Annotated in this window: 11 protein-coding genes and 1 pseudogene; 5 read left to right on the forward strand and 7 right to left on the reverse strand. The window is 62.3% G+C overall.

Annotated elements, in window-relative coordinates; translation table 11 throughout:
- Nucleotides 1–58: 58 nt before the first annotated feature.
- The 4 genes and pseudogenes from F0185_RS07920 to F0185_RS35425 all read left to right on the forward strand — a co-directional run bounded on the left by F0185_RS07920 (nucleotide 59) and on the right by F0185_RS35425 (nucleotide 4,270).
- Entirely contained in the window at nucleotides 59–940 is an 882-nt protein-coding gene (locus tag F0185_RS07920; protein WP_167223217.1) for an MBL fold metallo-hydrolase, read from the forward strand.
- Nucleotides 892–2,187: pseudogene (locus F0185_RS07925) on the forward strand (NAD(P)/FAD-dependent oxidoreductase); the annotation flags it as partial. The gene F0185_RS07920 and the pseudogene F0185_RS07925, both read left to right, overlap by 49 nt.
- A 10-nt stretch (nucleotides 2,188–2,197) precedes the next feature.
- Nucleotides 2,198–2,995 carry a sulfite exporter TauE/SafE family protein gene (locus F0185_RS07930; protein WP_167223221.1) on the forward strand — a complete coding sequence of 266 codons (798 nt, stop codon included), beginning with the start codon at nucleotides 2,198–2,200 and terminating at the stop codon, nucleotides 2,993–2,995.
- Nucleotides 2,996–3,220: 225 nt separating this feature from the next.
- Nucleotides 3,221–4,270 carry an energy transducer TonB gene (locus tag F0185_RS35425; RefSeq protein WP_167223223.1) on the forward strand — a complete coding sequence of 350 codons (1,050 nt, stop codon included), beginning with the start codon at nucleotides 3,221–3,223 and terminating at the stop codon, nucleotides 4,268–4,270.
- A gap of 333 nt (nucleotides 4,271–4,603) precedes the next feature.
- Here F0185_RS35425 and F0185_RS07940 read toward each other — a convergent pair whose 3' ends face one another.
- Entirely contained in the window at nucleotides 4,604–5,518 is a 915-nt protein-coding gene (locus F0185_RS07940) for a hypothetical protein (protein ID WP_167223225.1), read from the reverse strand.
- A gap of 836 nt (nucleotides 5,519–6,354) precedes the next feature.
- Between F0185_RS07940 and F0185_RS07945 the strand changes: the two genes are divergently transcribed.
- Nucleotides 6,355–6,669: a peptidylprolyl isomerase gene (locus tag F0185_RS07945; RefSeq protein WP_166884437.1), complete on the forward strand. Its 315-nt coding sequence runs from the start codon at nucleotides 6,355–6,357 to the stop codon at nucleotides 6,667–6,669.
- A 42-nt stretch (nucleotides 6,670–6,711) separates the two neighbouring features.
- Here the strand turns inward: F0185_RS07945 and F0185_RS34735 are convergent, their stop codons facing one another.
- The 6 genes from F0185_RS34735 to F0185_RS07980 form a co-directional block, all read right to left on the reverse strand.
- Nucleotides 6,712–8,325 carry a chitinase gene (locus F0185_RS34735; RefSeq protein WP_229476815.1) on the reverse strand — a complete coding sequence of 538 codons (1,614 nt, stop codon included), beginning with the start codon at nucleotides 8,323–8,325 and terminating at the stop codon, nucleotides 6,712–6,714.
- 287 nt (nucleotides 8,326–8,612) lie between these two features.
- Nucleotides 8,613–9,758 carry a branched-chain amino acid ABC transporter substrate-binding protein gene (locus tag F0185_RS07960; protein WP_166884440.1) on the reverse strand — a complete coding sequence of 382 codons (1,146 nt, stop codon included), beginning with the start codon at nucleotides 9,756–9,758 and terminating at the stop codon, nucleotides 8,613–8,615.
- Between the two features lie 92 nt (nucleotides 9,759–9,850).
- On the reverse strand, nucleotides 9,851–10,951 hold the full coding sequence (locus F0185_RS07965; RefSeq protein ID WP_167223227.1) for an HAF repeat-containing protein: 1,101 nt from the start codon (nucleotides 10,949–10,951) through the stop codon (nucleotides 9,851–9,853).
- A gap of 193 nt (nucleotides 10,952–11,144) precedes the next feature.
- The gene (locus F0185_RS07970) at nucleotides 11,145–11,507 is read right to left on the reverse strand and encodes a hypothetical protein (protein WP_167223229.1); all 363 of its coding nucleotides are present in this window, start codon (nucleotides 11,505–11,507) and stop codon (nucleotides 11,145–11,147) included.
- 55 nt (nucleotides 11,508–11,562) lie between these two features.
- Nucleotides 11,563–11,871, reverse strand: a complete 309-nt coding sequence (locus F0185_RS07975; protein WP_167223231.1) for a hypothetical protein — start codon at nucleotides 11,869–11,871, stop codon at nucleotides 11,563–11,565.
- 190 nt (nucleotides 11,872–12,061) lie between these two features.
- Nucleotides 12,062–14,164 (reverse strand): TonB-dependent receptor, encoded by a 2,103-nt coding sequence (locus tag F0185_RS07980; RefSeq protein WP_167223233.1) that lies wholly within the window; start codon nucleotides 14,162–14,164, stop codon nucleotides 12,062–12,064.
- Nucleotides 14,165–14,277: the final 113 nt, after the last annotated feature.

Here is a 14,277-nt window from a genome sequence, read left to right on the forward strand (position 1 = left end):
GCGCTCTGGCATGCGTTTTGCATTGTCCTGCAAGGTATCCACAGGAGAGCCCCCACGCATGAGCACAGCCGCATTCCAGGTCGAAGGTTTTTTCGACGCCGCCACCAGCACTGTCAGTTACCTGGTGCTCGATCCGGTGACGCACTGCTGCGCCCTGATCGACAGCGTGCTCGACTTCGACCAGAAATCGGGCCGCACGGCCACCACCTCGGCCGACCGGCTCATTGCGCGCGTGGGCGAACTTGGCGCCAAGGTCGCGTGGATCCTGGAAACCCACGTCCATGCCGATCACCTGACCGCCGCCCAATACCTGCAACAGCGCCTGGGCGGCAAAACCGCCATCGGCCGCCACATCGCCGCCGTACAGGAAGTCTTCGGCGCCTTGCTCAATACCGGGGCCGGCATGGCGCGCGACGGCAGCCAGTTCGACCACCTGTTCGCCGACGGCGAGACGTTCCGCATCGGTAGCCTGGAGTGCAGCGTCATGCATACGCCCGGCCACACGCCGGCGTGCCTGAGCTACGTGGTCGGCCACGGTGCTCGCCTGGCCGCGTTCGTCGGCGACACCCTGTTCATGCCCGACTACGGCACCGCGCGCTGCGATTTTCCTGGCGGCGACGCGCTCACCCTGTACCGCTCGATCGGCAAGGTGCTCGCCTTGCCCGACGATACCTTGCTCTACATGTGCCACGACTACCAGCCCGGCGGGCGCGAGGTGCGCTTTGTCAGCACGGTGGCCGAGGAACGCGCTCACAACGTCCACGTCGGCGGCGGCGTCAGGGAAGACGAATTCGTGGCCATGCGCACCCGGCGCGACGCCACCCTGGCGATGCCGGCGCTGATCCTGCCGTCGGTGCAGGTGAATATGCGCGCGGGACGCTTCCCGGAACCGGAATCGAACGGGCAGCGCTACCTGAAAATTCCGATCGACGCGCTGTGAGCGCGGCAGGGGTCATGGACCGGCACGAGGTGCTCATCATCGGCGGCGGCGCCGCCGGGATCGCGACGGCGGCCAGCCTGCTGGCGCGCGCGCCGGGCCTCGACATCGCCATCGTCGACCCGGCCGAGGTGCATCATTACCAGCCCGGCTGGACCCTGGTCGGCGCGGGCGTGTTCGACGCGGCGCAGACGGCGCGCACCATGGCGTCGGTCATTCCGCGCGGGGTGAAGTGGATCAGGGCGGCGGTGGCGGCGTTTGAGCCGGAGCGAAACGCCGTCATTCTCGATGGCTATCGGATGCTGGGCTACGGGCAACTGATCGTGTGCCCGGGGCTCAAGCTCGACTGGGAAGCCATTGACGGCCTGCGCGAAACGCTGGGCAGCAACGGCGTCACCTCGAACTACCTGGGCCACCTGGCGCCCTACACCTGGCAACTGGTGCGCAGCCTGCGCGCGGGCCAGGCCATCTTTACCCAGCCGCCGGCGCCGATCAAATGCGCGGGCGCGCCGCAAAAGGCGATGTACCTGTCGGCCGATCACTGGAAGCGCAGCGGCGTGGCCGGCCAGGTGCGGGTCGACTTTTGCAGCGCCGCGCCGGTCCTGTTCGGCGTGCCCGAGTACGTGCCGGCGCTGATGGACTATGTGAACGGCTACGGCATCGTCCTGCAACTGGGCCACACCCTGATTGCAGTCGACGGCCCGGCGCGGCGCGCCACGTTTGCGCGCCTCAATGCCGACGGCGGCAAGGAGACCATCACGCGCGCGTTCGACCTACTGCACGTGGTGCCGCCCCAGGTGGCGCCGGACTTCGTGCGGGTCAGCCCGCTGGCCGATGGCGCCGGCTGGATCGATGTCGACCCGGCCACCCTGCGTCACAAGCGGTGGGAGAACATCCACGCGCTCGGTGACGCCATTAATGCCGGCAACGCCAAGACGGCGGCGGCGGCGCGCAAGCAGGCGCCGGTGGTCGCGCACAATGTGCTGGCGGCGCTCGGCAAGCGGGCCGGCGTGGCCCGTTACGACGGCTACGGGGCCTGTCCGCTGACGGTGGAACGCGGCAGGATCGTCCTGGCCGAGTTCAAGTACGGCGGCAAGCTGGCGCCGAGTTTTCCATCCTGGCTGATCGACGGCACGCGGCCATCGCGGCTGGCGTGGCTGCTCAAGGAGCGCATCCTGCCGCCGCTGTACTGGCACGCCATGCTCAAGGGGCGCGAATGGCTGGCCAGGCCGACGGTGGTGGACGCGTGAGGCGCGCCCCATGACGCTCGTCGCGCTGCTCGGCTTTGCGGTCGGCATCGTGCTGGCGCTGACCGGCGCCGGCGGCGGCATCCTGGCCGTGCCGTTGCTGGTGTTCGGCGCGGGCTTGTCGATGGCCGAAGCGGGGCCGATCGGTTTGCTGGCGGTGGGCCTGGCGGCCAGCCTGGGTGCGGGCATGGGCCTGCGCAGCGGCACCGTGCGCTACAAGGCGGCGCTGCTGGTGGCCGCGGCCGGGGTGGTGTGTTCGCCGCTCGGCTTGTGGCTGGCGCAGCGCATGCCGAACCGGCCGTTGACGGCCGTCTTCGCCATCGTGCTGCTGTACGTGGCGCTGCGCGCTTGGCGGCGCTCGCGCTGCACCGGCGACGCGCCGCCCGAACGCGGCAAGCCGCCGCCGTGCCGGCTCGACACCGCGCGCGGCAAGCTCAATTGGACGGCGCCGTGCGCACGGGCGCTGTGCTGGAGTGGGCTGGTGGCGGGCGGCTTGTCCGGCTTGCTGGGCGTGGGCGGCGGTTTTGTCATGGTGCCGGCGCTGCAGCGCTTCACCGACCTGGGCACCCAGTCGGTGCTGGCGACCTCGCTGGCGGTGATCGCGCTGGTGTCGATGGCGGGCGTGGCCGCCAGCGCCGCCACCGGGCATCTGCAATGGGCCGTCGCCGTGCCGTTTGCATTCGGCGCGCTGGCCGGCATGGGCGCCGGGCGGCTGGTGGCGGCGCGCCTGCCCGCTGCGCGCCTGCAACAGGGCTTCGCGCTGGTGTCGGCGCTGGTGGCGGTCGCGCTGCTGGTCCGCGCTACGGCTTAGCGAAATCGTCAAAATCTGGCCTCGCCCAGCTATTTTTTCGCTTCGACTCCCCAAGTCCGACAGGCTGCTGTGTGGTTGTTTTGCACGGTTCCCGGCGTTGTCATAAAAATATCTTGAGGGTTGGCGTGGTTTTCAGCTAGAGTTTCAAGCCGGAAATTTCCGCCTTTACCCACACCGAGGTCTGCCATGTATCGAACGCTGAGCGCTTGCGCCCGCACACTCCCCGTGCTATCCGGAACCGCCGCCATGCTGCTGGCGCTGGCCGTGCCCTTGTCCACCGCAGCGGCGGCCGACCTGGCCCTGTCGGCCTGCGCGGCGCAAGTCTACCCGGACGAAGCTCTGCGCTACCGCATGGAGGGCGTGAGCCGGGTCCAGCTGGTGCCGGGCAAGAAGGTGCGCGTGGCGGGCGTGGTCGGCGAGAGCGGCTACGCGCTGCTCGACAGCGCCTCGGTGGCGCTGGCGACCAGTTGCACGGTCCCGGCCACCAGTCCCGACGGCACGCCGTGGGTGCTCAGCGTGCCCTGGAAGCTGCCCGCCGAAACGGGTGCGTACACGCCGGCGCGCCTGGCGGTCGAGTTTTGCTCGCGCCGGAACAAACTGATCCAGTTCCCCGAGCTGGACGGCCTGGCGCCGAACATGACGGTGCGCGTGCTGGTGGGCGCCGATGGCGCGCCGTCCGCGCCGAAGATTGAATTGTCGAGCGGCGAGCCGCTGGCCGACCAGCAGGCGCTCGAGATGGTTGCGCAATGCCGCTTCGGGCGCGCAACCCTGGACGGCGTGGCGGTGCCTGGCGCGGTGCTGGTGCCGCTGGCCTTCGACAGCGCCGGCGCAAGCGAGGAGAAGGTGCGCGCGCTGTACAAGCTGCAGACCGATCCGAAGCTGGGACCGAAAGATTACAAGCTGGCGCAGATCGATTTTGCCACCGAAACGGAAGCGAGCCGGGTCATCGGCGAGCTGAAAGGCGGCGCCAAGTTCGTCGACTACATCCGCAAGCGTACCAAACTGCCGGAAGTGATCAAGCGTGCGGGCCAGCTCGGCTGGATGCGCGTGGGGGAGATGGAAAAGGATATTGCCGAGGCCATCGAGGCACAGGGCGAGCCGGGATTGCTGCAGCAGCCGGTGCGCGCGAAAAATGGCCGCTGGCATGTGATCGACATCGAAGAGACGCGCCCGGTCGCAACGGCGAGCTACGAGAAGGTCAGGGCCAATCTCAAGCGCAAGCTGATCGAGGAGCGCGACGTGGTGGTCCAGCAGCCGCCGCCGCTGGCGAAGTGATGCAACCTGAAGGGGCCGTGGCGCGCCCCTTCAGGACTGTGCTTACGGCAGCGTTTTCAGCGTTGCCTTGACCGGCGCCGAGAAGTTATAGCCGTCGTACCTGTCCCAGTTGATCGACCAGGTCTTGGCCTTCAGGTTCTTGACGGTGATCGGCAAATAGGTCTGGGATTGCCGTGCCCTGGGAGACGCCGCCATTCAGGTTGAGGTCGATGCCGTCGAATCCATACTTCACTGTCAAGACACCAAACTAAACACTTAACGATGATCGCGTGCAGCGAATCGGATACCTACGCCTTCGTTTTTATGGTGCGGAAACGTGCATCATCAAATTATTCAGCGCTTTCCGAAATCGGAAGAGGCAGCGATTCCAAATCCTTCATATATTTTACCCAAATTCCCATCCTTGTCCCATCCTGAAAATTTCGACTCCAGCTTACCATCTCGGAAAAACAAAAAAAGAGGCGATACCCAATGGGAAACTTCGGGCCATTCTTCCCGGCGATGCGTTAATGTAAAAGGAAGAGAGGGATGCGATTGGTTCCACCTGGTATAACTATCGTAATCGAAGTTAAAATCAGGCATTGCCATGACCGTAACTCTCCCAGGTAGTAGCGGCGCGAGCATGGGACTGCTCTCGATTTCCGAAAAAGCTCTGGTCGCGAATGGACAATACGGCGAGCCAATAATAACGAGATGTCGCCCCTTTTGTAAGCCCATATCAAGTCGCGTTAAAGTGCGTTTCGGATGAAAATTCCAAATCGTTCGCGTCGAGGAAGGGCTCGTCAGGTCCTTTATGATAATCGGGCGAGCTTGTAAAGGATGCCGACCGTACCGCTCAATAAAAGAATTGGCTTTTTCAAATTCGCGAAGAGCATAGTACATCTGCAATAATTTACCAGATTGTTCTGACGTTGCTTCGTGTATGTTAATCAGTCTGGCAAATATCATTTCAAATAGAGATAATTTGGATCTATCCAGTGTATAAAACATCACGTATTGGGTTGCTTCGAAAAACGCGGCTAACTCGTTATCTGGTATGGCCGCCGCGTCGGTTGCGAAATTTTTCATATATTCCGCGTTAATTAATGATGCTTTTTCCTCAGTCGGTTTGCCACTTGTTGAAACAGCATCGGTTTTTGCAATAAAGTTTTCCAGGCGCGATGAAATTTCCATTGCTGCGCAACTCGAAGAGCAATATCCACACAGCGACAGCCAGACAAGAATTTTTGGCCAAATAGATTCTTTCATAATTACTCCTGAAGTCATGTCTTGAGAATGCGCGCGTCATAAATCCGTGAGATCAATAAATGCCGCGTCGGGGATTTTTAGTGAAAATTGACTTGGCCAAATGGTGAAAGCATTATCGAAGAGCCACTATCGCTCTGGATGCCACAGCGGTTGAGCAATGATTTCGCGGCGTACAATTCAGTTGTCGTAAGCTGAGAGTGTAGATATCCGACACGGTCACGATTTTCCGCGCTTCCCACAAGTGCCCATGCTTGCGCAATGGCATATGCCCTTGCAGCGTCCTTTTTTCTTAGATAACCATGCGCAAGCCACGCCATCGCACTCTCTGATCCAACGCGAAAGCGGGTACCAAGCTTATCTTTAAGTGTGTACACATATTCAACCGGGCGATTGCTATCTAGACTGGCTTGAATCTTCCTGTATGTTTCTATAATCGTCTGTGTACACTAAGCGTTACCCGCATATCATCGAATATATTGCCAAAGGTATTTTTTATGAGGCATTTTCCTCCTGCCTCAAAATTTCCTGATAAAAACTTGATGCGTTTTTTTGGTGATTAGATAAATTCTAAGGTTTGAATTCGCGCTTGTCTACTGAAAATCCGATTGAATTATGCCTCTTGATGTTTTCAAACTTGAGCACGCCTAAAATATTCGCGGAATTTTTGAAAAGCAATTTCAGCATGAGTTGTTTCAAGTCTCTCTTGGGAAATTCGTGCCGCTGCCAATGTCCGTGAAACGGCCAATCGCACGACCCAGCATGCGTTCGAACATGACGCGACAATCGGAGGAAGTTTCAGGCAGTCGGAATATCTTGTGGAACGAGGTCCAGCCGGTATGCCGTTTGAATTCGTCGACTACATCCGCAAGCGTACCAAACTGCCGGAAGTGATCAAGCGTGCGGGCCAGCTCGGCTGGATGCGCGTGGGGGAGATGGAAAAGGATATTGCCGAGGCCATCGAGGCACAGGGCGAGCCGGGATTGCTGCAGCAGCCGGTGCGCGCGAAAAATGGCCGCTGGCATGTGATCGACATCGAAGAGACGCGCCCGGTCGCAACGGCGAGCTACGAGAAGGTCAGGGCCAATCTCAAGCGCAAGCTGATCGAGGAGCGCGACGTGGTGGTCCAGCAGCCGCCGCCGCTGGCGAAGTGATGCAACCTGAAGGGGCCGTGGCGCGCCCCTTCAGGACTGGGCTTACGGCAGCGTTTTCAGCGTTGCCTTGACCGGCGCCGAGAAGTTATAGCCGTCGTACCTGTCCCAGTTGATCGACCAGGTCATCACGCCACGGAAGTCCGGATACGCCTTGAGCGGCTTGATAGTGCCGCAGTTGAGCAGGCGGGTCAGGCAGTTGAGCGCGTTGTTGACGTCGGTCGTGGTGGTAAAGCCCGACCCGGCCGAACTTCTGCCGGACGGCACGCCAAAGCCCACCTGGTCCGGACGCAAGCCGGCAAAGGTATTGCCGCCGTAAGTAAAGCCTTCGATCAGCATCCTGGCCGTGGCCACCAGCTGGTCGGTCGATCCGGCCTTGATCGCTCCGCTCGCATACGGCGTGTAGATGTCGCCGTTGTTGTAATACTGCGGATGGAGCACCGTCAGTTCATTGCGCAGCGCGTTGATGATCGGGATGTACGCGCCCCAGATCGAACCGTAGCTGGTAAAGCCGCCTTCCACATACACCCATTCCGGCGCCATCGACAGGTAGAAGCCCGGGCCCACCTTGGCCTTCAGGTTCTTGACCGCGATCGGCAGGTAGGTCTGGATCGCCGCGCCCTGGGAGACGCCGTTTTCCAGGTCGAGGTCGATGCCGTCGAAACCATACTTGACGATGATCGCGTGCAGCGAATTGGTGAAATTGGTCGCTTCGGCGGTCGAGCCAACCGAGACCGAACCATTCTGCCCGCCCAGCGAGAGGATCACCTTCTTGCCCTGGGCTTTTTTGGCCTTGATGTCCGCGATGAACTGCGCTTCGCTGCCGGCGCTCGGGTCGACCGTGAAGCTGACGTTGCCGTTGCCGGCGTTATCGGCGAAGGACACCACGATCACGTCCCAGTCGTTGCTGACCTGGCTGATCGGGAAGGTATTGCCGCTCGGGTTGGCGAAATTGTGCCAGTAGCCGACCAGCGCGTGTTTTGCCAGCCCGCTTGGGGTGGGCGTCGGTGTCGGCGTTGGTGTTGGTGTCGGTGTCGGAGTCGGCGTCGGGGTCGGCGTCGGGGTCGCGCAGCTGCCGCCGGCGCTCCACAGCGTTGGCGAATCCTTTGGATTCCAGTTGGTGCCAACGTACGCCGTATGCGTCACCAGCGCCTTGTACGACAGGCCGAGATAGCTGACCACCTGGCCGGCGGTGTACGAATTTCCTTCCGCCCACAGCGCGCAGGCGGCCGGGGTTGGCGCGGGCGTCGGCGTCGGCGTTGGAACCGGCGTCGGCGTTGGAACCGGCGTCGGCGTCGGCGTCGGGGTTGGGGTTGGTGTCGGGGTCGGCGTTGGTGTCGGTGTTGGTGTCGGATTGGCGCCACATGCGCCGCTCACGGTCCATGGTTTGCCGGTCCCGGCCGCGCCGTTATTGGTCGACGGATTGGCGCCTTGGGTCCAGTACGCCGCCGTGTAATTGACGCCCGCGACACTGGCCGATTTGCCGCCTTCATACACGCTTGCGCTGTTCCATTCGGCGAAGCACACCGACGTTGCCGCCAGCATCTTGCTCTGGGATGACTGCGTGCCGGTGGACTGGTTCGTGCCGGCGCCGCCGCAAGCGGCGAGCGAGCCGCCCAGCAGGCTGACGATGAGGCTATGGATGAGTGTCTTGTTCAATTTGGAACTCCTTGTCGAGATGTCAGGCGGCTTGAAGATGTTTTATGTGCAATAAACAAATACCAATATAACACCACTAATCCAAAGTATGCATACCAAATTGAAAATTATTAATACCAACTTATTACCTCCGGCAATGCTTGATGCCGCCCGTTATCAAGGCGCACGACAAGGGAAGGTCGATCGGCGGCGCGCGGCGGGAAAGATGAAGGCAAGCGGGGAAGGTGTTGGGTGGCCCGGAGGCGGCGCTGAAGGCCGCTTCCGGGCTCGCTCGGGGCGAGCTGGACTTACTTGATGACAGCGACGCGCTGGCGCTTGCCGCCCTTGAAGGTGTACAAGGTCAGCTTGCCATCCTTGACGTCGCCGCGCGCGTCGAAGGCGACCACGCCGGTAATGCCCTGGTAGCTGCCCTTGGCCAAGGCCGGCAGGTACACCGCCGGGTCCGGCGAGCCGGCTTTTTGCATGGCGGCCACCATGGCCAGCATGGCGTCGTAAGCGTACGGCGCATAGGTCATCACCTCGACGCCGAAGCGGCGGCGGTAGGCCGCGCGGAAATCGTCCAGGCCTTTTTGCTGCTGCGGCTCGACCCCGCCCGCTTCGGCGCAGATGACCTGGCCGTCGGCCATGCCGTCGCCAGCCAGCCTTGGCACCGAATCGGAACACATGCCGTCGCCGCCCATGAAGCGCACCGGCATGCCGAGCTGCTTCATCTGGCGCAGCATCGGCCCGGCCACGGCATCCATGCCGCCAAAGAAAATCAGGTCCGGCTTGGTGGCCTTGATCGCGGTGAGGATGGCGTTGAAGTCGGTCGCTTTGTCGGTCGTAAATTGCTGGGCGACGATGCGGGCGGCGCCGGACTTCTTGACGTTCTTAACGAACTCGTCCGCCAGGCCCTTGCCGTAGGCGGTGCGGTCGTCGATCACGGCGATTTGCTTTGCCTTGCCGTCCTGCACCGCGTAGCGGGCGAGGGCGGCGCCGAGTTGCTCGTCATTGGCGATATTGCGAAACGCCGTGTTGAATCCCTGGCGCGTGTATTTGGGGTTGCTGGCTGCCGGCGAAATTTGCGGGATGCCGGCGTCGTAATAGATTTTCGAGGCGGGGATGGTGGTGCCCGAGTTCTGGTGCCCGATTACGCCGCGCACCTTGGCGTCGACCAGTTTTTGCGCCACGGTCGTGCCTTGCTTGGGATCGCCGGCGTCGTCCTCGGCCAGCAGTTCCACGCGGTAGCGCTTGCCGCCGATGACGACGCCCTTGGCGTTGAGCTCATCGACCGCCATGCGCGCGCCGTTTTCATTGTCCTTGCCGAGATGGGCGATGGCGCCGGACGTGGCCGCCACGTGCCCGATCCGGATCACGTCCTGCGCCTGCGCCGCGCCGCCAACCATACAAGCGAGCACGCTCGCCCGCAACACCAATCTTGAACTGAACCGCATAGCTACCTTTATCGTTGACGCGGCCCAAGCGCCGCAGATCGGGCAGCATACCACGCAGTAATGGCAGCGCGCGCCTGTGGCTTTCCCTTACGTCAGCCGTGGCCGTCGATCTCGATGCCCCGGCTGCGCAACTTGAACAGCACCCCAAGGCCAGCCATGGTGAGCACGGCGGCGATCAGGGTCAGCAGTTCGCTGCCGCCCCGGGTGATGACGGCGGCGGCGCTCGAGGCCATGGTGGCGGCGGTCATGCCGTGGTCGTAGGTGGCGCCGATGACCAGCTCGCGGTCGTTGATGGCATTGGTCAGGTGCAAGCCCTGGCCACCACGGTGCACGGTCATCTTGTTGTCGCGCCAGACGAAGGACATGCGCTCGGCGCCCACCAGCACGGTGCCGACCACGTGGCCGGCGTTGTTGATGTCGGTGGCGAAGCTGTTGTAGTTGCCGATCAGCGCGCCCAGGTCGACCATGCGCTTGCCGTCGTGCGTGAAGGCGCGCCAGCGGCGCTCGCGCGTTTCGGAGGCGCCGACCACCATGCCGGCGTCGTTGATCGCCATGGCCGAACTCTGGCGCCCGCCCAGGGTGCCCAGGTCGACCATGCCGCGCGCCGGCGTGTACAGGAAAGCGTGGCGCAAACCCTGCTCGTTGGCGGCGGTGCCGACCACATGGCGGTGCTTGTTGATGCCGCTGGCGTAGCTGATCTTGCCGCCCAGGGTGCCCAGGTCCTGCAAGGTCCCGCCGCCATCATCGATGAAGGCGTGCCAGTCGCCGCCGGGGATATCGGCAAACCCGACCGCCACGCCGTCCTGGTTCAGGCCCATGCCGTAACTGCTGGGGCCGCCCAAGGTGCCGATCACGCGCATGCCGCTGTCGCGATGGAACATGAAGGCGTTCCAGGTGCCGTTTTTGTTGCGCACCGACCCGATGACCTGGCCCCGGTCGTTGATTCCGCGCGCGTCGCTGTGCTTGCCGCCGCGCGAGCCGAGGTCGGTGACCTTGCCTTTTTCGAACAACACCCCGCGCGTGTTGCCATCGCCATCTTCCAGCACGGCGGCGACCTGGCCGGCGGCGTTCATGTCGTAGGCGATGGTGGACTCGCCGGGCGGCGCGGCGATGCCGAGCGGATGGGGGCGGGCGCTGGCTTCGCCTCCCAGCAAGATCAGGACGGCGAGGCAGGCTGGGAGGGCAGGGCGCATGCGGGATTCCTTTGGCGTTGAGGGGTGGGAGCGCGTTATCCGTTGCAAAACGGCCAATGATGAATATACGCCATCATTACGTCAGTGAGGAATATTTCTTTGCTAGGCTGTGGTAAATCGATTGCGTCGCGGTTGCAAGAAATCCTGGATATGCTTGTCGAGTATCGGATAGACGCTGTGGGAAGGATCGCCGTCAGGAAAGTTCTTTGACAAAGTGTGCGATTGCGGGAAGGAACTGCGCGAAGATCACAGCGCTTGTGACCCACAGAACGGTTGCAGTTCGTCCCGCATTCACAGCGCTCACCGTGTCGGAACGCAGTTTCTCGATCTGGGCCATCATCTCGCCCTGCACTTTGACGATCTGAGCCGCCATCTCGCCCTGCGCTTTGACGATTTGCGCCGAAAGCTCGAAACGCAACTCGTTAAGATCCGTCTTGGTCGCGCCGTTGGCCTTGATTAGTGCGACATCGATCTTGATGACGGCCACATCATTTTCCAGTCGCGCGACACGCCATTCAAGGTTGCCATGATTGCTCTGTTCATTGCCGGTATCCATTGCATTTCCAGGAAAGTTGGAACAGCTCCGTTCTGTTCATGATGATATGAGCACTTCAGCGTCGTGGCGTGCTAAAGCAAACTGCGGATAGGCGAATTAGTTCGGGTATCAGCTGCGAGAGAAAAATCGCAGTGGTAACCCACATAACTATTGCAGCCTTCGCCTCGGAAACGTCACCTTTGGTGGCGCTAGTACTTTTCAATACCCCGACGTCCAGTTTCATCACACCGACATCGGTTCTCAATACGGCAACATCGGTCTTCATCACGGAGACATCAAGCATCATGGCTGCGACGTTCGCCTCCAAATGTGCCACGCGTGCTTCCATCCCGTCTTGGCTACGTGATTCGTCACTCATATCCATCGTCCTTCCTGTCGATTCAAGGCGCCGTAAAGAGCTTTTCGCAAATGAGTACGGGTGCACACGATGGTCAGACAACTTCGACGGCGCCAAGTTCCGCTGGACAGTCATCTCCAATGATCCAGAACAAAAAAACCCGCACGCGGCGGGTTATTGGTCGAGCGTCACGGCAATGCGCCGTGCTCCACACTCATCAGAACGCGTAGCGCGCCGTCACCTGCACCGAGCGCGGCGCCCCCGGCAGGTTCAGGTTGCCGTTGCTGCCGTGCCCGGCCACGATGTAGTGGCGGTCGGCCAGGTTCATTGCATTGACCTGGATATCGACCTTGCCCTGGCGGTAGTACGCCATCGCATCAAACGTTGCGTAACCGGGCAGCGACACCGTGTTGCCCGGATTGGCGAAACGCTCGCCAACCGCGTTCACGCCGCCGCCCACGCCGAAGCCATTGCCGAGCGACTTGGTCAGCCACACATTGCCACTATGCACCGGCGTAAGCGTCGGGCGCTTGCCCTGCACCGGCTGGCCGGCGTCCATCGCCACCGACGACACCGCCCGCGCATCCAGGTAGGCATAGCCCGACCACAGCTGCCAGCCGTCGCCCAGCTTGCCGGCAAAGGTCAGCTCGATGCCGTCGCTGCGCTGGGTGCCGATGGGAACCAAGCGATTGGTGGTCGGGTCGGTGGCCTTGATGTTGGTGCGCTCGAGGCGAAACAGCGACACCGAGGCGGTCGCATTGCCGTCGAACAGGTCGAATTTGGCGCCGACTTCCTTGTTGGTGGTTTCTTCCGGCGCGATCTGGGCATTGTTGGCGGCCAGCGCGAACGATTCGCCGGACGGCTGGAACGACTTGCTGAACGAGCCGAAGTACGATTGCGTCTCACCCGGCTGGTACACCAGTCCGGCGCGCGGACTCCAGGCGCGGTCCACCCGGGACAAGTTCGACTGCCTGGCGCGGCGTTCGAGCGTGCTCTGCTCGAAGCGGTCGAAGCGCACCCCGGCCAGCGCCTTCCACTGCGCCGACAAGGTGGCCATATCCTGCACGTAGGCGCTGGCGACCTTCATCACGCCCAGGTTGTCGGTCGACGGCGCGGCGCTGACCGTGAACGGCAGACTTGGGGCGACCGGATTGAACAGATTGACCCTGGCGATATTGTTCTGGGAGCGGAACAACTGGTCTTTTTCCTGCTTGCCGATCTCCACGCCGTACAGCAACTGGTGGCGCATGCCGGCCAGGTTGGCCACTTGCTTGAGCTCGGTTTGGTTGAAGTAGCCGCTCTCGTCGCGCAGCACATTGCTGCGGTTGAGCGAGGCCGTCAGCGCCTTCTCGTCGACCGAACCGGCCAGTGTATTGTTGCGGTCCAAGGTGTAGTTATAGTGGCGGAAGGCATTGCGCACGGTCCACGCATCGTTGAAGCGGTGATCCAGGGTGAAGCCGAAGGCTTTCACTTCGGCTTCGGAGTAATCGTTGGCCTTGGCATTGGCGGCGCCATAGTAGGTGCCGGCCGGCACGTCGACGGGCTTGCCACGGTACGACGGCACGCCAAAATCGGTCACGCGCTTGTCGTTCAGGTATTCGGCCTGCAACAGCAGTTTGGTGGCGCTACCGATATTGAGCGAGACCGACGGCGCAAACGCTTCGCGGTCGAGGAACTGCTGGTCGCGGTAGCTGTCGGCGCGTTCGACGGCGCCAGTGACGCGAAATGCCACCGGGCTGTCGGGGTTGGCGCGCGCCACGTCGATCTCGGCGCGGCGCTGGTTCCAGCTGCCGGCCTGCACGCTGACTTCATTCTTGTTGATGCCGGGCTTCTTGCTGATCCGGTTGATCAGCCCGCCAGACGAGCCGCGCCCGTACAGCACCGAGGCCGGTCCCTTGATGATTTCCACCTGCTCGGTGTTGGACAGGTCGCGGAAGTACAGCGCATCGTCGCGCATGCCGTCGACAAACTGGTCGGCAATCGCGGTAAAGCCGCGAATCGTCACCTGGTCGCGCTGGCCGTCGCCGTGCGACAGGCCGATGCCTGGCACCGCCTTGAGCACATCCTGCAGCGAGCGCGCGCCCTGGTCGCGCAGCACCGACAGGGGCACCACGTTGACGGTTTGCGGAATGTCGCGCAGCGGCGCGTCGATCTTGGTGGCGCTGGTCGAACTGGCCGGGTTATAGCCGGCGTCCTGGTCGCGCGTGGCGGTGACGGTGATTTCTTTCAGTTCGGCCTGGGCCTGCGCGAGGGCAGGGCTGGACAAATAGGGGAGTGCCAGCGCGATGATGACGGCCAGCCGTTTCTGTTGCATTGCCATGTGACGTCCTTGTTCTTGTGCATTTACTACGGGGACCTCGAAAAATCTACTGCGCGGAGCAATTTCCGCCCTGCGATGCTCACCGTACCTTCGTACGGCTGCGCTTCTCGGAC

The organism is Massilia rubra (assembly GCF_011682065.1).
Taxonomy (GTDB): domain Bacteria; phylum Pseudomonadota; class Gammaproteobacteria; order Burkholderiales; family Burkholderiaceae_D; genus Telluria_A; species Telluria_A rubra.